14 protein-coding genes are annotated in these 20,369 nt (G+C 59.9%); all 14 read left to right on the top strand.

The features are described 5' to 3' along the window. The first annotated feature begins 100 nt into the window (after positions 1-100). Positions 101-1,336 carry an LL-diaminopimelate aminotransferase gene (locus ACFQZG_RS10835; protein WP_378152250.1) on the top strand — a complete coding sequence of 412 codons (1,236 nt, stop codon included), beginning with the start codon at positions 101-103 and terminating at the stop codon, positions 1,334-1,336. A gap of 291 nt (positions 1,337-1,627) precedes the next feature. Next, the gene (pyrR, locus tag ACFQZG_RS10830) at positions 1,628-2,188 is read left to right on the top strand and encodes a bifunctional pyr operon transcriptional regulator/uracil phosphoribosyltransferase PyrR (RefSeq protein ID WP_378152568.1); all 561 of its coding nucleotides are present in this window, start codon (positions 1,628-1,630) and stop codon (positions 2,186-2,188) included. Between the two features lie 54 nt (positions 2,189-2,242). Next, positions 2,243-3,547, top strand: a complete 1,305-nt coding sequence (locus ACFQZG_RS10825; protein WP_378152248.1) for a dihydroorotase — start codon at positions 2,243-2,245, stop codon at positions 3,545-3,547. Between the two features lie 22 nt (positions 3,548-3,569). Beyond that, entirely contained in the window at positions 3,570-4,715 is a 1,146-nt protein-coding gene (gene carA / locus ACFQZG_RS10820; protein ID WP_378152246.1) for a glutamine-hydrolyzing carbamoyl-phosphate synthase small subunit, read from the top strand. After that, positions 4,702-7,920 (top strand): carbamoyl-phosphate synthase large subunit, encoded by a 3,219-nt coding sequence (carB, locus tag ACFQZG_RS10815; RefSeq protein WP_378152244.1) that lies wholly within the window; start codon positions 4,702-4,704, stop codon positions 7,918-7,920. Before carA ends, carB begins: the two co-directional genes overlap by 14 nt. A gap of 90 nt (positions 7,921-8,010) precedes the next feature. Next, positions 8,011-8,748, top strand: coding sequence for an orotidine-5'-phosphate decarboxylase (gene pyrF, locus ACFQZG_RS10810; RefSeq protein WP_378152242.1), 738 nt, complete (start codon positions 8,011-8,013; stop codon positions 8,746-8,748). Then, on the top strand, positions 8,745-9,407 hold the full coding sequence (gene pyrE / locus ACFQZG_RS10805) for an orotate phosphoribosyltransferase (protein ID WP_378152240.1): 663 nt from the start codon (positions 8,745-8,747) through the stop codon (positions 9,405-9,407). Before pyrF ends, pyrE begins: the two co-directional genes overlap by 4 nt. Before the next feature lie 170 nt (positions 9,408-9,577). Further along, positions 9,578-10,363 carry a tyrosine-protein phosphatase gene (locus tag ACFQZG_RS10800; RefSeq protein WP_378152238.1) on the top strand — a complete coding sequence of 262 codons (786 nt, stop codon included), beginning with the start codon at positions 9,578-9,580 and terminating at the stop codon, positions 10,361-10,363. A 184-nt stretch (positions 10,364-10,547) separates the two neighbouring features. After that, complete coding sequence (locus ACFQZG_RS10795; protein WP_378152566.1) at positions 10,548-11,873, top strand: UDP-glucose dehydrogenase family protein; 1,326 nt, start codon at positions 10,548-10,550, stop codon at positions 11,871-11,873. Further along, a complete protein-coding gene (locus ACFQZG_RS10790; RefSeq protein ID WP_378152236.1) occupies positions 11,870-12,850 on the top strand; it encodes a GDP-mannose 4,6-dehydratase in 981 nt (326 codons plus the stop codon). Before ACFQZG_RS10795 ends, ACFQZG_RS10790 begins: the two co-directional genes overlap by 4 nt. Before the next feature lie 147 nt (positions 12,851-12,997). Further along, positions 12,998-13,345, top strand: a complete 348-nt coding sequence (locus ACFQZG_RS10785) for a hypothetical protein (protein WP_378152234.1) — start codon at positions 12,998-13,000, stop codon at positions 13,343-13,345. Between the two features lie 193 nt (positions 13,346-13,538). Beyond that, complete coding sequence (locus tag ACFQZG_RS10780; protein ID WP_378152232.1) at positions 13,539-14,468, top strand: ABC transporter ATP-binding protein; 930 nt, start codon at positions 13,539-13,541, stop codon at positions 14,466-14,468. A 1-nt stretch (position 14,469) separates the two neighbouring features. Next, positions 14,470-15,585 carry an ABC transporter permease gene (locus ACFQZG_RS10775; protein WP_378152230.1) on the top strand — a complete coding sequence of 372 codons (1,116 nt, stop codon included), beginning with the start codon at positions 14,470-14,472 and terminating at the stop codon, positions 15,583-15,585. Positions 15,586-15,815: 230 nt separating this feature from the next. Further along, positions 15,816-20,369, top strand: a 4,554-nt coding sequence (locus tag ACFQZG_RS10770; RefSeq protein ID WP_378152228.1) for a discoidin domain-containing protein, incomplete at its 3' end; no start/stop codon positions are given.

The following is a 20,369-nucleotide window of genomic DNA, read 5'->3' as shown; positions in this document are numbered from 1 at the left end:
TGATGCACGGTTCGCAATGTGCGATAGACTGTACATAAAGCGAATCGGGACGATCGAGACGAAGTCCCGCGAACGAACAATCCGGAAGGCGGTTTTTGATTTGGCTAAAATCAACCAAAACTTTTTGAATCTGCAAGGCAGTTATCTGTTCTCGGAAATCGCGAAGCGACGCACGAAGTTCATCCAGGACAATCCGAACGCGCAAATCATCAGCCTGGGCATCGGCGACGTTACCCGCGCATTGCCGGACGCGGTCACGAAGGCGATGCACGCCGCCGTCGACGAGCTGGCTACGGTCGGCGCGTTCCGCGGCTACGGCCCGGAGCAAGGCTACGACTTCCTCATCAACGCGATCATCGAGAACGACTACAAGAAGCTCGGCGTCGATCTGGCGAGCAACGAAGTATTCGTTAGCGACGGCTCGAAGTGCGACGTCGGCAACATCCAGGAGATTTTCAGCCAGGATGCCGTCATCGCCGTGCAGGACCCGGTCTATCCGGTGTACGTCGACACGAACGTCATGGCGGGACGCTCCGGCGCGTTCAGCAGGGAGACGAACCGTTACGAGAACATCGTCTACTTGCCGTGCAACGCGGAGAACAACTTCAAACCGAGCTTGCCGGACCGCAAAGTCGACTTGATCTACCTGTGCTACCCGAACAATCCGACCGGCATGACGCTGACGAAGGACGAGCTTAAAGTGTGGGTCGACTACGCGAAGGCGAACGACGCGATCATCTTGTTCGACTCGGCTTACGAAGCATACATCCAAGAAGCGGACGTTCCGCATAGCATCTACGAAATCGAAGGCGCCAAAGACGTGGCCATCGAGTTCCGCAGCTTCTCCAAGACGGCCGGCTTCACCGGCGTGCGCTGCGCGTATACGATCGTGCCTCGCAACGTGAAGGCCAAAGACGATTACGGCAACGAAGTAACCGTCGCCGACTTGTGGAACCGCCGGCACACGACGAAGTTCAACGGCGTCTCTTACGTGACCCAACGCGGCGCGGAAGCGATCTATTCGGCCGAAGGCAAGGAGCAAATCGCAACGCTCGTCGACTACTACATGTCGAACGCGGCGATCATCCGCGACGGCCTGAAATCGCTCGGCCTGACGGTATACGGAGGCGTGAACGCGCCTTATATCTGGCTGAAGACGCCGAACGGGCTTGACTCGTGGGCATTCTTCGACAAACTTCTCTCCGAAGGGAACATCGTCGGCACGCCGGGCGTCGGCTTCGGCCAGAGCGGCCAAGGCTACTTCCGCTTGACGGCTTTCGGAAGCCGCGAGAATACGGAGAAAGCCGTGGACCGCATTACGAAGTTGAGCCTATAGACCCCCTGCAATCACCTTGACAGTTCATGTCGAACATGGGATAATGCTTGATAATGAACTGGTACCTTTAATTCAGTCCCGTGAGGCTGTCAAGGTGACGCAGCATAGCAAGTCCGCCGCATCGGCGCGTTCTTCGCGGAACGCACGCCGGCCCATGTCCTGCCCTGAGGGGGCAGCCATGCGTCGCGCGCACAAGCCGTACGTCCGACTTCTGTCCTGAATCCTCCTTGCGTCTGACGCAAGGAGGATTTTTGCGTGATTGTGCCAACTTCGACGGAAGGAGCGTTCCACATGCAAGACTCCCGCGTCATTATGGATGAGTCCGCGATCAGAAGGGCGCTGACCCGGATCGCGCACGAGATCGTCGAGAAGAACAAAGGCATCGCAGATTGCGTGTTCATCGGCATCCGCACGAGAGGGGTATATTTGGCAAGGCGGGTCGCGGAGCGGGTCCGGGAGATCGAGGAGCAATCCGTGGCCGTCGGCGAGCTGGATATTACGAGGTATCGCGACGATCGGCCGGGAGCCGGGGACGGGCGCGACAGATTGCCTGATAGAGAGCTGGCCGTTTTGGTGAAAGATAAGCGTATCATTCTGTTCGACGACGTGCTCTACACCGGAAGAACGATTCGGGCCGCGATGGACGCCTTGATGGATCAAGGCAGGCCGCAATCGATTCAGCTGGCCGTGCTCGTGGACCGGGGACATCGCGAGCTGCCGATACGCCCCGACTACGTCGGGAAGAACGTCCCGACGTCGCGGCACGAGCAGATCGAAGTCTCGTTGCTCGAGATCGACGAAGACGACTGCGTCACCATCCTGCATCCTCGCGAAGCAGAGATGCAACGCTAACAAGATCGCAAACATTACCGTACCAGGATATGCAGAAGAGGAGGCACACCGGCTATGGCAACGACATGGATTATGAACGCACTTACGCTGGAATCGACGGGCGAGCTGGTCAAGAAGCACGTGCGCGTGGAGAACGGCGCGATCGCGGAATGGCTGGACGGCGCCAGCGCGCCGAACACGGAAGGCGCTTCGGTGATCGACGCTTCCGGCAAGCTGATCTCGCCGGGGTTCATCGATATGCACGTGCACCTTAGGGAGCCCGGCTTCGAATACAAAGAAACGATCGCGAGCGGCACGGAATCCGCGGCGAAGGGCGGCTTCACGACGATCGCCCCGATGCCGAACACAAGGCCGATCATGGATACTCCGGAGACGATCAACTTCGTTCTCGAGAAGGCGAAGACCGAAGGCGTCGTGCGGGTGCTCCCATACGCGGCGATCACGAAGAACGAGCTCGGCCGCGAGCTGACGGACTTCCCGGCGCTGAAGGAAGCGGGCGCGATCGGGTTCACGGACGACGGCGTCGGCGTGCAGAACGCGCAGATGATGAAGAACGCCATGGCGATCGCGAAGTCGCTCGACATGCCGATCATCGCGCACTGCGAAGACGACTCGCTCGTCGAGGGCGCGGCGGTGTCGGAAGGCAACTTCGCCCGCAAGCACGGCCTCAAGGGTATCCCGAACGAGTCGGAAGCGATCCACGTCGGCCGCGACATTCTGCTCTCGGAAGCGACGGGCGTGCACTACCACGTCTGCCACGTCAGCACCGAGCAATCGGTCAGGCTGCTTCGCCTCGGCAAGTCGGTCGGCGTCAACGTGACTTCCGAAGTATGTCCGCACCACTTGCTGCTGTGCGACGAGGACATTCCGGACAACATGGACGCGAATTGGAAGATGAACCCGCCGCTCCGAACGCCGAAAGACGTCGAGGCGTGCATTCAAGGCATCGAGGACGGCACGATCGATATTATCGTCACCGACCACGCGCCTCATAGCGAAGAAGAAAAAGCGCGGGGCATGGCGAGAGCGCCGTTCGGCATCGTCGGCTTCGAGACCGCGTTCCCGCTGCTGTACACGAAGTTCGTCCGCTCGGGACGCTGGAGCCTCGAGTTCCTGCTCCGCCGCATGACGAGCGATCCGGCCCGCATCTTCCGCCTCCCTTACGGGACGATGGATGCCGGCGCGCCGGCCGATCTCATTCTTATCGATCTCGAGAACGAGCGGGAAGTCGATCCCGCGAAGTTCCTGACGAAGGGCCGCAACACCCCGTTCACGGGATGGAAGCTGTACGGCTGGCCCGTACTTACGATGGTTAACGGCAAAGTGGTCTGGACTGAAGAGCAAGGCATCGTTCGATAAACCCGGCTAAGGAGTGATTGGGATGCAAGCAAGATTGTTGTTGGAAGACGGTACGCTGTTCACGGGCCGCGGGTTCGGCGCGGAAGGCGGTTCCGTCGGAGAAGTGGTGTTCAACACGGGAATTACGGGCTATCAGGAAGTACTCTCCGATCCGTCCTATTGCGGCCAGATCGTCACGATGACGTTCCCGCTGATCGGCAACTACGGCATTAACCGAGACGACTTCGAGAGCATTCGTCCATACATTCACGGCTTCGTGGTCAGACGCCACGAGGACGTGCCTAGCAACTGGCGCGCGCAATACACGCTGAGCCATCTGCTGAAGGAATACGGCATCGTCGGCATCAGCGACATCGATACGCGCATGCTGACGCGGATTCTTCGCCAGCACGGCACGATGAAAGGCATCCTGACGACGGGCAACGAGCGCGTCGAGGAGCTGCAAGAGCGCCTCGGCACGACGCCGCTGCTGCGCGACCAAGTGGCGCGCACGTCGACGAAGAGCGTCTTCTCGAGCCCCGGCGACCAAGAGCGCATCGTTCTGATCGACTACGGCGCGAAGAGCGGCATCCTGCGCGAGCTGACGAAGCGCGGCTGCGACGTCGTCGTCGTGCCGCAAGACGCGACGGCCGAAGACATTCGCAAGCTGAAGCCGGACGGCATCCAACTGTCCAACGGCCCAGGGGACCCGAAGGACGTGCCTCACGCGGTCGAGACCGTTCGCCAGCTCATCGGCGAATATCCGCTGTTCGGCATCTGCCTCGGCCACCAGCTGTTCGCCTTGGCGAGCGGCGCGGATACGGGCAAGCTGAAGTTCGGCCACCGCGGCGGCAACCACCCGGTCAAGGAACTGGAATCCGGCCGTTGCTTCATCACGTCCCAAAACCACGGCTATACGGTTATCGAAGAGTCGCTCATCGGCACCGAGCTCGAAGTGACGCACATCAACAACAACGACAAGACGATCGAAGGCTTGAAGCATAAGAAGTACCCCGCGTTCTCCGTTCAGTACCATCCGGAAGCGGCGCCGGGTCCTTATGACAACGGCTATCTGTTCGACCGATTCATCGAGATGATCCGCGCGCACAAGCGCGACAATCCTGCACGTTCCCGCCAAGCGGAACTGTCGGAGACGCTGAGAGGAGAGCTGCAGTATGCCCAAAAATAATTCGCTCAAAAAACTGCTCGTCATCGGCTCCGGTCCCATCGTCATCGGACAAGCGGCGGAATTCGACTATGCCGGAACGCAAGCTTGCCAAGCGCTGAAAGAGGAAGGCTTCGAGGTCGTCCTGATCAACAGCAACCCGGCGACGATCATGACCGACACGAACATCGCCGACAAAGTATATATCGAACCGATCAACCTGGAGTTCGTCTCCCAAATCATTCGCCAAGAGCGTCCGGACGGCTTGCTGCCGACGCTCGGAGGTCAAACCGGCCTTAACATGGCGGTCGAGCTGGCGAAAGCCGGCGTCCTGGAGAAGGAAGGCGTCAAGCTGCTCGGCACGCAGTTGACTGCGATCGAAAAAGCGGAAGACCGCGACCTGTTCCGCGCCCTCATGCGCGAGCTCGATCAACCGGTGCCGGAATCCGACATCGTCACGACCGTGCAAGCGGCCGTCGACTTCGCGGCGACGATCGGCTACCCGGTTATCGTTCGCCCCGCATACACGCTGGGCGGTACCGGCGGCGGCATCTGCGCTAACGAGGAAGAGCTGCGCGAGATCGTCGACAGCGGCATCCGCTACAGCCCGATCGGTCAATGCTTGATCGAGAAATCGATCGCCGGCATGAAGGAAGTCGAGTACGAAGTCATGCGCGACGCGAACGATAACTGCATCGTCGTCTGCAACATGGAGAACTTCGACCCGGTCGGCGTTCATACGGGCGATTCCATCGTCGTGGCGCCGAGCCAGACACTGTCCGACCGCGAATACCAAATGCTGCGCTCCGCGTCGCTCAAGATCATCCGCGCGCTGAACATCGAAGGCGGCTGTAACGTACAGTTCGCGCTCGACCCTCAGAGCTATCAATACTACGTCATCGAAGTGAACCCGCGCGTCAGCCGCTCTTCGGCGCTCGCGTCCAAAGCGACCGGCTACCCGATCGCGAAGATGGCCGCCAAGATCGCCGTCGGCTACACGCTCGACGAGATCGTCAACCCGGTAACGGGACAAACCTACGCATGCTTCGAGCCGACGCTGGACTACATCGTAACGAAGATCCCGCGCTGGCCGTTCGATAAGTTCACGTCCGCGAACCGCAAGCTCGGCACGCAGATGAAAGCGACCGGCGAAGTCATGGCGATCGGCCGCACGTTCGAGGAGTCGATCCAGAAAGCCGTTCGCTCGCTGGAAATCGGCGTTCACCGCATCTTCCTCAAGGGCGCGAACGAGATCGACGACGAGACGCTCAAGGCGCGCCTCATCAAAGCGGACGACGAGCGCATCTTCCTCGTCGCCGAAGCGTTCCGCCGCGGCTGGGCGCTGCAGCAGATCCAAGATCTGTCCAACATCGACTGGTGGTTCCTCGACAAGATCGAGCGCATCGTGCAGATCGAGGACGTCATTCGCCGCGAACCGGGATTGACGAAGGAAACGCTGTACCTCGCGAAACGCAACGGCTTCACCGACCGCGCGATCGCCGAGCTGCGCCGCGAAGGCCATCCGAACGGCGCGTTGACGCTCGAGGCGGACGTACGCGCGCACCGTAAGGCGCAAGGCTTGGCGCCGGTATACAAAATGGTCGACACGTGCGCCGCGGAATTCGAAGCGACGACGCCGTACTACTATTCGACGTACGAGACGGAGAACGAAGTTCTCCCGAGCACCAAAGAGAAGATCATCGTGCTCGGCTCCGGCCCGATCCGGATCGGACAAGGCATCGAGTTCGACTACTCGACCGTGCATGCCGTATGGGCGATCCGCAACGCAGGCTACGAAGCCGTCATCATCAATAACAACCCGGAGACGGTATCGACCGACTTCTCGACGTCCGACCGCCTCTACTTCGAACCGCTCTTCTTCGAAGACGTCATGAACGTCGTCGAGCAAGAGAAGCCGATCGGCGTCATCGTGCAATTCGGCGGCCAGACGGCGATCAACCTTGCCGCTCCGCTGTCCAAAGCAGGCGTCCGCATCCTGGGCACGTCGCTCGACAGCATCGACGAAGCGGAAGACCGCAAGAAATTCGAAGCGCTCCTTCGCAAGCTGGACATTCCGCAGCCGAAGGGCACGACGGTAACGTCCGTCGACGAAGCGGTCGTCGCGGCGCAAACGCTCGGTTATCCGGTGCTCGTTCGTCCTTCGTACGTCCTCGGCGGACGCGCGATGGAGATCGTCTACTCCGACGAAGAGCTGCTCTCCTACATGCAAATCGCGGTGAAGATCAATCCGGAGCATCCGGTTCTGATCGACCGTTACATGCTCGGCAAGGAGATCGAGGTCGACGCCATCTGCGACGGCGAGACGGTCGTCATCCCGGGTATCATGGAGCACGTCGAGCGCGCGGGCGTCCACTCCGGCGATTCGATCGCGGTGTATCCGCCGCAATCGCTGTCCGAGGACGTGAAGCAACAAGCGATCGACATCACGATCAAGATCGCCAAGGAACTGAAGACGATCGGTCTCGTGAACATCCAGTTCGTCGTCTGGCAGGAGAAAGTGTACGTCATCGAGGTTAACCCGCGCTCGTCGCGTACGGTGCCGTTCCTGTCCAAGGTCACGCGCATTCCGATGGCGAACCTTGCGACGCAAGCGATTCTCGGCAAGAAGCTGACGGACCTCGGCTACCAAGACGGCCTGTGGCCGGAAGACGAATTCGTCTCCGTCAAAGTGCCGGTATTCTCCTTCGCGAAGCTGCGCCGCGTCGACCCTACGCTGACGCCGGAGATGAAGTCGACGGGCGAAGTCATGGGCCGCGATCGCCACTATGCGAAAGCATTGTACAAGGGCCTTATCGGCTCCGGCATGAAGATTCCGCAATCCGGCGCCATTCTCGCGACGGTATCGGACAAGGACAAAGAAGAAGCGATCGAGATCTTGAAAGGCTTCTACGCGCTCGGCTACAAGCTGCTCGCGACCGGCGGCACCGCCGACGCGATCGAAGCGGCCGGACTCAAAGTCCGCCGCGTGAACAAGCTGTCCGAAGGCTCGCCGAACATTCTCGACCTGATCCGCACGGGTCAAGCGCAATTCGTCGTCAACACGCTCACCAAAGGCAAAACGCCGGAGCGCGACGGCTTCCGCATCCGCCGCGAAGCGGTCGAGAACGGCGTCGTCTGCCTCACTTCGCTCGACACGGTCAGCGCGCTGCTGCACATGCTGCAGGCGCTCCGCTTCTCGAGCGAACCGATGCCGGCGTTCCAAGCTTAATACGATAGGTTGCCCGGTCTTCCCGCCGAACTCGAGCGCGGGAAGCTCCGGGCTTCTATATGACATGAGATAGAGACGGAGGCGAACGAGATGGCACTTACGAAGCAACAAGCGGCCGCGAAAGTGATGGTCGCGCTGGACAAGCCGGACGAAGCCGCGGCGCTCAAGCTCGCCGCGCAGCTGGAAGGCGCGGGCTGCTGGATGAAGGTCGGCATGGAGCTGTTCTTCGCCGCCGGGCCTTCGGTCGTGCGCGAGCTGAAGACGCGAGGCTTCAACGTGTTCCTCGACCTGAAGATGCACGACATTCCGAACACGGTGCGGGGCGGCGCGCGCAGCATAACGCGACTCGGCGTCGACCTGTTCAACGTGCACGGCGCCGGCGGCGCCGCGATGATGCAAGCCGCGGCCGAAGGCGTACGCGACGCGGTCGAGGCCGGCGACGCCGCGAAGGCTCCAATCGTCATCGCCGTCACGCAACTGACAAGCACGAGCCAAGCGACGCTTAACGACGAGATCGGCATCGCCGGCTCCGTCGAAGACGCGGTCGTCCGCTACGCGCGGCTGGCGAAGCAAGCGGGCCTTCAAGGCGTCGTCGCGTCTCCGCTCGAGGTCGAAGCGATCAAGCGCGCATGCGGCGACACGTTCGTCACCGTCACGCCGGGCATCCGGCCGCGCGGCGCGGACGCGGGAGACCAGACGCGCATCACGACTCCTTACGACGCGGTCGCCATGGGCACCGACTATCTCGTCATCGGCCGTCCGATTACAGGCGCGCCGGAACCGCTGCAAGCACTCAATCACATTCTCGAGGAGATGACCCAATCATGAGCCAACCTGGAACGGGGCAACCAACCCTGGAGCAACTGCCGTCCGTCATCGCAAGCAACCTGCTGGAGATCGGCGCCGTCGCGCTTCGACCGAACGAGCCGTTCACGTGGACGTCCGGCATCATCTCGCCGATCTACTGCGATAATCGTCTGACGATGGGTTATCCGGCTATCCGCGACCGTATCGCGGAAGGGTTCGCGACGCTGATCCGCGCGCACTACCCGGACGCGGAGATCATCGCGGGCACGGCGACCGCCGGCATTCCGCATGCCGCGTTCGTGGCGCAGAAGCTGAACCTGCCGATGGCTTACATTCGCGACAAGGCGAAAGGCCACGGCAAGCAGAACCTGATCGAAGGCCGCATCGATGCAGGGAAGAAGGTCGTCGTCATCGAGGACTTGATCTCGACCGGCGGCAGCTCGCTGAAAGCCGCGCTCGCGGTGAAGGAAGCGGGAGCGGAGGCGCTCGGCGTGCTGGCGATCTTCACCTACCAATTCGCGCAGGCGGAGCAAGCGTTCGCGGAAGCGGGCATCCCGCTGCGCACGCTGTCCAACTATAGCGCACTCGTCGAGGAAGCGCGCAAGCAAGGCACGATCTCGGACGATCAAGTGGCGCTGCTCCAATCGTGGAGAGAGAGCCCTCAGACGTTCGGGAAGTAATCGGACGCCTTTACCATATCGAAGAGCCCTACCTGACCCAAGGTAGGGCTCTTCTCCTATATTCGACGCCTTCGACACTACATATTGACGACTTTCGTCATGATAGTACAAGATGCAACATTGTGCTATTATTTGGATAATAGAGGAGACGGCGGAGAGGATGAGCGAGCATGATCGATATTCATACGCATATTTTGCCTGGATTAGATGATGGGGCGGACAGCATGACGACCGCTCTCGCCATGGCGCGCGCCGCCGCGAAGGAAGGCATCACGGACATTATCGCCACGCCGCATCACGTGAACGGCAATTACCGGAACCCGGCATCGGACGTCCAGACGGCGGTGTGGAATTTCCAGAGCCGGCTGCAGACGGAAGGAATACCCGTTACGCTTCACCCGGGTCAGGAGATCCGGGTGCACGACGATCTGATCGCGGCGCGGGACAGAGGAGAGCTGCTGACGCTGGCCGGCACCTCTTACTTGCTCATCGAGATGCCGGGGCACGAGTTCCCCAAGGAGATGAAGGAGCTTGTCTCGAACCTGGCGGGGAAAGGTCTCCGGCCCGTCATCGCGCACCCCGAGCGCAACCGCGTCATTCGGGAGAACCATCGGTTGCTCGCGGAGCTCGTTCAGCTCGGCGCTTCGGCGCAGGTGACGACGCATTCGCTGCTCGGCGAATTCGGCGAACGGATCGAGAAATCCGCTTGGTCTCTCTGCCGATCGGGCTTGATTCATCTCGTCTCATCCGACGCGCACCACGTGGAGCGCAGGGCGTTCAGCCTGACGCAAGCCTACCGGGAGATTTCCGACAGACTCGGTCCCGAGTGGAGCGAATATTACCGGAACAACGCCGCGTCCCTGCTCGCGAATGAACCGTTCGCGCCGAACCCGGCTCTGGCGAAAGAGCCGAATCTGTTGCACAAGTTCACGAAGCTGTTCGGCACGAGAGCATAGCGAGCGTAACGAACCGACCCCAGGGGTCGGTTTTTTTTCGTCCTCGTTCACATTCCGTTAACATGGCGCACATATGCTTGTCTTACGGGGTTCGGCAGGAGATCGGACGCCCGTTGAAGAAGTGCTTACTATCGAGACACCGAGAGTCGGCATCAATCCCAGTCGCGGAAAAGGATGTGGTCCTCTGAACGTCGTCGTAGCAGGAGTCGGGTACGTCGGATTGGTAACCGCGGTATGTCTGGCCGAACAAGGGCATACGGTCACGTGCGTGGACGTCGATGAAGACAAGATGAATCAGCTTCGGGACGGCAAATGCTCCATCTACGAATCGGGATTGGAAGAGATGATGGCTCGTAATCGCGACGGCCTCGCGTATACGACGAACGGCAACGAGGCTTACCGGCATGCGGACCTCGTCCTCGTCTGCGTAGGCACGCCGGAGAAGAAGGACGGTTCGGCGAACCTCGCCTACGTTCACGAAGTCGTTCGGCAAATCGCCGACGCAGCCGAGCGAGATTGCGTCGTCGCCGTTAAGTCGACGGTGCCGGTCGGGACGAACGATAAGCTGTCGCATATGCTGGAGGAGCGGCTGCGAAGCAAGCGGAAGCACGTGCGGCTCCGCGTCGTGTCCAACCCGGAATTCCTGTCCCAAGGGACGGCGATCAAGGATACGCTGAACGCGACCCGAATCGTCATCGGCGCCGAGGACGAGACGAGCGTCGGCGTCATGAAGCGGCTGTACGATCCCTTCGGTATTCCGTACGTGCTCACCGACCGCAAGAGCGCGGAGATGATCAAGTACGCGGCGAACGATTATCTCGCTCTCAAAATCTCCTACATCAACGAAATCGCGAACTTGTGCGAGATTATCGGCGCCAACGTGGAAGACGTCGCCAGAGGGATGGGCATGGACAAGCGGATCGGCGACCGGTTCCTGAACGCGGGCATCGGGTACGGCGGTTCTTGCTTCCCCAAGGACACGAAGGCGCTGCATTGGTTGGCGAATTATAACGATTACGAGCTGAAGACGATTAAAGCCGCGATTGAAGTGAACGAAGGACAGAAGATACGCCTGCTGAAGAAGGCCAGGAAGCACTTCGATTCGTTCGAAGGGCTGACGATCGCCATTCTCGGCGTGACGTTCAAGCCGGATACCGACGACTTGCGCGAAGCGCCGTCGATCGCGAACATCCCGTACTTGCTCGAGGACGGGGCGAAGCTGCGCGTCTGGGACCCCGTCGGGTTGGATAATTTGCGGAAATTATACGACGACGAGCTTGCCTACTGCCGGACGATCGAGGAAGCGATCGCCGACGCGGACGCTTGTTTTATTTTCACGGAGTGGCGCGAAGTGAAGTCTCTCGATCTGGGCGCGTACGCGCGCCTCATGAGAACGCCGATCGTGTTCGACGGACGGAATTGCTATGCGACGGCCGATGCGAGGGATGCGGGCATCCGCTACGAATCGATCGGCAGAAGCAGGAAGACGGAGAGGGTGGTACAGGCTTGAAGACGATCGTGGTAACCGGAGGGGCCGGCTTCATCGGCTCCCATCTGTGCGAGGCGTTGCTGAGTCAAGGGGACCGCATACTGAACGTCGATAGCTTCAACGATTACTACGATCCCGAGATCAAGCGCCGGAACGTCGGCGATACGCGCCGTTGGATGGCGGATCGCGGCATAGCGGAAGAGCAATACGAGGTGCACGAGGGAGATATTCGGGACGTCGCGTTCTTGAACGGCGTATTCGAACGGTCCCGCATCGACGCGATCGTCCATCTGGCAGCCTACGCGGGCGTCCGTCCTTCGATCGAGCATCCCGCGTTGTATGCGGACGTCAACGTGAACGGCACGGTCAATCTGCTCGAGAAGTGCCGACTGCACGGCGTCCGCAGCTTCGTCTTCGCCTCTTCCTCGTCGGTCTACGGCAACAACGAGAAAGTGCCCTTCGCGGAGGACGACGCGGTCGATTATCCGATCTCTCCGTACGCGGCGACGAAGAAGGCGGGCGAGCTGCTCTGCCATACGTATCATCATTTATACGGAATTAACATGGCGTGCTTGCGGTTCTTCACCGTTTTCGGACCGCGGCAACGACCCGATCTGGCCATCCACAAGTTCGCGAAGCTGATCTCCGAACGCAAGCCGCTGCCCTATTACGGCGACGGTTCGACGGAGCGCGATTATACGTATATCGAGGACATCATCGACGGGGTGACGAAGTCGATCGCGTGGACGCTGGACGGGCAAGGCAAATACGAGGTGTTCAACTTGGGCGAATCGAATACGATCCGTCTGGACCGGATGATCGGGGCGATCGAGGAAGCGCTGGGCATGAAGGCGACGTTGAACCGGTTGCCGATGCAGCCCGGCGACGTGAACCGGACGAACGCCGACGTCTCCAAGGCGAAGCGGCTTCTAGGCTACGATCCCAAGTGGCGCTTCGAGGACGGAATACGGGCGTTCGCATCCTGGTTCCGAAGCTAGCGAAATTAGTCGAACGTCGTAAGTAAATATACCCATTTTCGATAGGCTTGTGATAGTATTAGATCATAAGAACGATGAAAATGGGGTCTGATGATGAAGAACGAGCTCCGTGTAGCCCATTGTCCGAAATGCGGGAAGATCTTCCAAATGAACATGCGCAACTTATGCAACGACTGCATGAACGAGGAGGATACGACGCTCCGGAAGCTCGAAGTGCAGCTGCTGCGCAACCGGCACATGACGAACGAACAGCTGTCGGAGGCGGCGGACGTCCCCGAAGACAAGCTCCGCACCTTGATCCGGGCCGGCAAGCTGAAGCTGTACGATTATCCGAAGCTATCGGATTGCTGCGACAGGTGTCGGGCGCCGATTCGCAAAGGCACGCTGTGCCTTGCCTGTTCGACGAAGATCCAGGACGACATCGACTACGCGTTCGAGCAGGAGCGTCTGTTGAAGGAACGCATTCGCCAGAATACGTATTTCGCGAGAGAATAAGGAACTCCTACGGCAAGCCGTCAGGCGCGGGCAACGCGCGGGGCGGCTTGTTCGCATGCGCGGGCATCGGCCGGCTTCCCTCGGTCTCGAGACCGAGGCGGGATACGTTCCCCGGACCGTCGAACGCCCTTGACACGATAAGGTACAATTAGGCTTGGGATTGGATAAATGGAAAATGAAGGAGCGTTCATTCATGCCCGTATTGGAAGTGCAAGGCTTGCGCAAGACGTTCGGTCCGGTAACGGCCGTAGCGGAGATCAGCTTCTCCGTCGAAGCGGGCGAAGTGTTCACGATCATCGGTCCGAACGGAGCGGGGAAGACGACGACGTTGGAGATGATCGAAGGGCTGGTACAGCCGGACGCGGGCACGATTACGGTGGACGGCCTGACTTGGGCGAAGAACGAAGACGAGATTAAATACAAGATCGGCGTGCAGCCGCAGTCGAGCGCGATGTTCGACTTATTGACGGTCGAGGAGAACCTGGATCTGTTCGCTTCCTTCTATCCTCGCGCCAAGAGCATTGCCGAAGTGCTCGAGATGATCAATCTGACCGACCACCGCGGCAAGTACGTCAAGTCTCTCTCGGGCGGACAGCGGCAGCGGCTCGCGATCGGTCTGGCGATGATCAGCGATCCGGACATTATTTTCCTCGACGAACCGACGACGGGCTTGGACCCGCAAGCGCGCCGCAATATCTGGGACATCGTGCTGCAGTTGAAGGCGATCGGGAAGACGACGATTCTCACGACGCACTATATGGAAGAGGCGGAGAAGCTCAGCGACCGCGTCTGCATCGTCGACCAAGGCCGAATCGTCACGCTCGATACGCCGGCCGCGCTGATCGACCGGCTGACGAAGGAGCGCGAGGTCAGAGTGTCGTTCCTGGACGGGGAATCGGCGGCTGCCGAGGCGGAGAGCTTGGCCGCGCAGCTTCCGGGCGTCACGAAGACGGCCCGCGACGGCGCGTTCCTGCAGCTATGGTCGGTGCAGCCGGAAGAGTCTCTGTACGGCCTGTTCGGCTTCACGAAGGAACGGGGCTTCCGGGTCGAGCAAGTATCGATTCGCGAGCTGAGCCTCGAAGACGTGTTCATTGCCTTCACGGGCAAGGAATGGAGGGACTAGGATGAGTAGCTTCAAGCAATTCGGCAAGCTGTTCGGCGCGGATATGAAGCTCATGTTCCGCGAGAAGCAGGTATGGTTTTGGAATATTTTCTTCCCGGTCATTCTAATGGTCATCTTCATGCTGATCTTCGGTAGCAACAGCAGCGATTTCAAGGCGAAGATCGCGGTCGTCGAGACGCACGCGAACGCGACTTCGGACAAGTTGGAGTCGGAGCTGCGCAACGTGCCGGTGTTCGAGTGGAAATCCGAGCAGCCGGTCGATATGGCTCAAGCGGACAAGTGGATCAAGGACAAGGACGTCGACGCTGTCATCGTGCTTCCGGAGACGGAGGACGCGAAGACGCTGCGGCTGATCTTCAACAAGGAAAGCGAGCTGAACGCGACATCGCAAGCGGTGTCCGGCATCGTCGGCCAATTCGTCGAGCAGGTGAACTGGAACGAAGCGGGCGTGAGACCGACCTACAATATGGATGTCAGAACCGTGTCCGGCGGCAGCGAAGACCTGAAGTACGCGGACTTCCTCATGACGGGCCAGATCGCGCTTGCGATCGCTCAAGGCGGATTGTTCGGCATGGTCGGCATGGTGGAGATGCGCCGCAAAGGGCTGTTGAAACGGTTGAAGATGACGCCGGTGAAAATGGGTCTGATAGGCTTGTCCGGCATGCTCGTGCGGTTCATACTCGGCGTCATTCAAATCTTGATTCTGACGGCGATCGGAGCGGGCTTGTTCGGGGTTAACCTGCACATCGACCCGGCGACGCTGATCGTGGCGTTCTTCGTCGGGGCGGTCACGTTCAACGCGTTGGGCTACTTATTCTCCTCGTTCAGCAAGACGATGGAAGCCTATATGGGCTACGCCAACATCGCAAGCTTCCTGATGATGTTCCTGAGCGGCATTTTCTTCCCGACGAGCGGATTCCCGGACTGGCTCAAGACGATCAGCGAGGTGCTGCCGCTCACTTACTTCGTCGAGGGCATGCGCGACGGCATGGCGTACGGCAGCGGTATCATGACGTCCGAGTATTGGCTCGGCATCGCGGTGCTCGCGGCTTGGACGATCGTCACGTTCGGTATCGGCGCGTTGATCTACCGCAAATCGAAGATCGAAGCTCGTTAAGCGAGCTGAAGCGTGCGTGGCATCGTGGCCGTCCGTTACTCCTTCGGGAGGACGGGCGGCTTTGTCGCGTTGTCGGGACTTTGCGGCGATATCCCCTTCGCTCAGGCAGGAGGAACTTCGGGAAAATAGACAAGGAAGGGTCAGCAATGAACAGAGAGGGATATATTTATCCCCCGCCGGGTCTCGTACAATGAACGGGAAACCTATTATCGAGGGGAGATTCGAATAGAATGAAGAGACGATTAAGCCTATTGCTGGCCATCGCGCTTGCGGTCGGATTGCTGAACGTCGGCTTGCCGGGCAAGCTTGCGAACGTGGCGTACGCCGACCCCGCTCCGGCGGCGTCGATTAAGATTCCGTTGTCGCGAATGATGGTCGTCAACGAGTCGCTATACGGCGATCCGACCGCGCTTGCGGATCAGCAGGGCGTGGCCGGAGATCCAAGAGGCGGAACCGGAGGGGGCGCGGACAGCTCGTTCTGGTACGGCGCATGGTCCGAGAGCAATATTACTCAGAACTATCCTGCATACGCTTACATTGACCTTGGCCAGTCGTATGCGGTGACGGATATCTATTTGAGAAAAAGAGACAAAAGCGGCGAATTCGCCGCGTACGCGGGAAGCCCGGGCAACTGGTCGCAGACGGAGCTGTTCGCCGATCCGCTGACCGCGGGCAATTGGTCGTGGATCGCGCATTCGGTCACCAATGTCGAGACCCGCTACCTGCGGTTCAAGATGAGCGACTTCAATGCGCAAGTATCGGAGATCGTCGTGTACGGCGTGCCGATCTCGGCGAAGATCGCTTTGTCGCCGGCGATGGTGAAGAACGAGACGGGCTACGGCAACGCGACGCGCCTCGTAGACGAGCAGACCGCGGCCGGCGATCCGAAGAACGGCGCCGGCGGCGCGCCGGGAACGTTCTGGTTCGGCGCGTGGGAAGATCCGCATAACCCGCTGAATACGACATATCCGATATACGCGTATCTGGATCTCGGTCGGGAGTATTACTTGACCGACGTTTACTTGTACGACTTCAACGATGGGGGCGCGTGGGACAACTACGACGCGGCATTCAACGTCTATACCGGCTCGCCGGGCAACTGGACCGCGGCATTCAACGCGATGCATACGTACTCCAATACGTGGAAAAGCGCAAGTCTGGACAGCGTCAAGACGAGATACGTGCGCGTGGAGATGAGCCAGCTCGCGGCCATCATGTCCGAGCTCGTGCTCTACGGCTCGCCGGCGGAAGCGCCGCTGCCTCCGAAGATCGGGTTGAATATCTCGATGGTGACGGGAGCGACCGACGCGTACAAGCTCGTCGACGATCAAGCTGCTGTAGGAGATCCGCTTCATTCTCCGGTCTCGGTCAACTGGGGACAGCTGCACGGCTGGAACGACTGGAACGGCAACGCTTACATCGATCTCGGGCAGCCGTTCGATGTGGCGAGCATCTGGCTCGGGGACTATCTCGGGTCCGGAGGCGTGAAGGTCTATGCCGGCAGCGGCAGCCCGATCGCGTGGACGCAATTGTTCACAAGCGGGCTTAACGGTTACGAGAGCTGGAGCAAGTACAATACGTCCGTCACGACGCAGCATATTCGCGTCGAGAAGACGGGCGGAGGCGACATGCCGGAGATCGTCATGTACGGTACGCCGGTGGCGAAGCCGATCTTGCTCATGGATACGATGGCGACGAACGTGTCCGGCTTCGACGACGTATCCAAGCTCGTCAACCAGCAAGCGCAGGCGGGAGATCCTCTGCGCGGCATCGGCGTGCAGACGGGCGACGCGAACGCGGTGATCGCCGCGAACGTCCCGACGTCTTCGTACCCGGCGGAAGCCGTAATCGACCTTGGTTCTCTTTATGACCTGACGAATGTGGGCTTGCTCGACGGCAGCGATATGGCAGCTAGCGTCACGGGGGCCGTGTACGTCTACACGGGCAGTCCGGGCAACTGGGGGCAGCCGATCGCCGTCGACCAGATGAAGAATTACGGCGGGTGGAACATGCATCCGATCAAGACGACGGCGCAATACGTCCGTATCGTGAAAAACAGCAGCAACGCGAATCTATCCGAGATCGTGCTCTACGGTACGAGAGTCGGAGGGGCGATCGCGGACGCGATTCCGCCGGCCGCCGTTTCCAATTTGGCGGCGACCGCTATCGGCTCGAATTCGGCGACCTTGCGGTGGATCGCGCCAGGCGACAGCGGCACGGCGGGAACAGCCGCATCCTACGAGATTCGCTACGGCACATCGCCGATCACGGAAGGGAACTGGTCCGCGGCGACACTGGTTGCAGGCGCACCTGCGCCGCTGGCGGCAGGCTCCCAGCAGACGATGAACGTCGGCGGGTTGACGGAAGAGACGACGTATTACTTCGCCTTGAAGACGACAGACGGCGTAGGCAACGTATCCGGGCTCTCGAACGTTATGACGCTAACGACCGCGGCAGTGGACATTATCGCTCCGGCGGCCGTAACGAACGTCTCGGCGGTATTCTTGTCCGGCAACGCCGCGAAGCTGACATGGACGGCGACGGGCGACGACGGCGCGACGGGAGCGGCAGCTTCTTACGAGATTCGCTACAGTACGTCCCCGATCACGTCGGGTAACTGGTCCGCGGCATCCGCGGCTTCGTTCGTGCCTTCTCCGAAGGCGGCCGGACAGGCGATGTCGGCATGGGTGAACGGCCTGGCGGCAGAGACGGCTTATTACTTCGCCGTTGGCGCGAAGGACGAAGCGGACAACGCTTCGGCATTATCCAACGTGGCGTCCGCGACAACGTTGACGCATGACGCCGGCTCCAAGCTAGAGCTGACGGCGGACATGATCGTCAACGAAGGCGCGCACGGCGACGCGACGAAGCTCGTCGACCAGCAAGCGGCTGCGGGCAGCCCGAGAGACGGTACGGGCGGACAGTTGAACGTGGACGATTCGACGGTTCGGTGGGATCTCGGCACGAACAACATCTACCTGCCGGCATCCGCGGTCATCGATCTTGGCGTGGAGACGGAGATTACCGATATCTACGTGTACGACGGCAACGGAGGTAACGGACTGTTGACATTGTCGGCTGGAGATCCGTTCAATTGGCAGCCGCTGGCGACCGACACTCTCGTCAATTGGAAGCAATGGAATCGCCATCAGGTGAACGCGACGACGCGATACTTGCAAGTGAAGCGGGCGACGAACGCCGATCTGACGGAGATCGTCGTCTACGGTACGCCGCTCGGCACGCCGGAAGCGAAGCCGCAACCGGTCGCGCATGTCCGGCCGAAGATGGATGAGCTGATCGGAATCAATGCGTTCATCGACGATCCGATGGAGCGCATGGCCGTCGCCGGATTCATTCGGGAATACCATAACTGGAACTGGGACGAGGGAGACCTGTGGAACTGGGGTCAGCTGCAAACCGGCTATTCCGGTTACCCGAACAATACGAATAAATTCAATCCATCGTACGCAGGCGGCGGCTGGAACTTCGACGCTTACTACGACATGTTGCACGATGCCGGAATTACCGTGGCGCCGTCGATCAAGGAGAGCGTCGGCTGGCTGTCCAACAAAGCGAACTTCAAGCCGATCTCCGAGGGGGAGAGCGCGACCGATCCGGCATCTTACGCCGAGCATAGCGACCACTTGTTCCAATTCGCCGCGAGATACGGCAGTACGACCGTGGCGGACAATTTGCTCAAGCTTGCAGAAGATCAAGAGGAGTTGTCTGGCCTTGGCACGCTGCAATATTATGAGAACTGGAACGAACATGACAAGTGGTGGGAAGGTAGGGAAGGGTACTTCAATCCCTATGAATACGCGGCGATGACGAGTGCCGATTATGACGGCGATCAAGGCCGCATGGGCAATACGTTCGGCGTTAAGAACGCCGATCCTAACGCGAAGCTCGTCATGAGCGGGTTGGCAGATCCGCAGCTTGAATACGTGCGGGCGTTGAAGTTCTGGTCGGAATGGAACCGCGGCGGCAGCGTGCCGTTCGATGTCATCAACATTCACCATTACAGCAACAACGGCACCGATCAGCAGTCCGGTACGGCCGGCATTAGTCCGGAAGCCGATAACTTCCTAGGCAAGTTGAAGAAGTTCGTCGATTATCGCGATCAATACATGCCAGGCAAAGAAGTGTGGATTACCGAGTTCGGCTATGACACGAACCAGCAATCCCCGCAGAAGGCTCCGATTATCGGAAGCAAGTCGGCGGAAGAAGTACAGGGCGAATGGCTAGTACGCTCGTACCTGGCCGCATCGGCGGCAGGCGTAGACAAGGCAGCCATGTACATGCTGCGCGACGTGGACGCGGCTAGCGCGACGCGGTTCGATAGCAGCGGCTTAACGGGTAGCAAGAACACGAACTGGGCGCCGAAGATTTCCTGGTATTACGTCTACACGCTCAAAAACCAACTGGCGGGCATGCGTTATGCCAGCGAATTGGATTCCGGCAATGACGACGTCAAAATTTACAAGTACGGAAATGATTCGAATTCGAAAGACGTCTATGTCTTGTGGGCTCCGACGAGCGACGATACCGAAGTCGCGGATTACGAGCTGACGCTTAGCGATTCGGGTACGAGCGTCAAGCTCGTCACGATGACGGAAGGAGACACGGACGGCGTGGAATCCGCGCTGACGGCAACGGGTGGCAAGGTTACGGTCGACGTGAACGAGCGCCCGATCTATGTCGTGGTAAATAAAGGCACAGTCACTCCTGACCCTAACCACGCGCCGATCATTAGCAGTCCGGCGAACGGTACGACGGTTAGCAAG

The organism is Cohnella sp. GCM10027633, assembly GCF_042675445.1.
Lineage (GTDB): Bacteria > Bacillota > Bacilli > Paenibacillales > Paenibacillaceae > Cohnella.
Note: the sequence above shows the minus strand (reverse complement) of the source record. Positions and strands in the feature narration are given on the sequence as shown.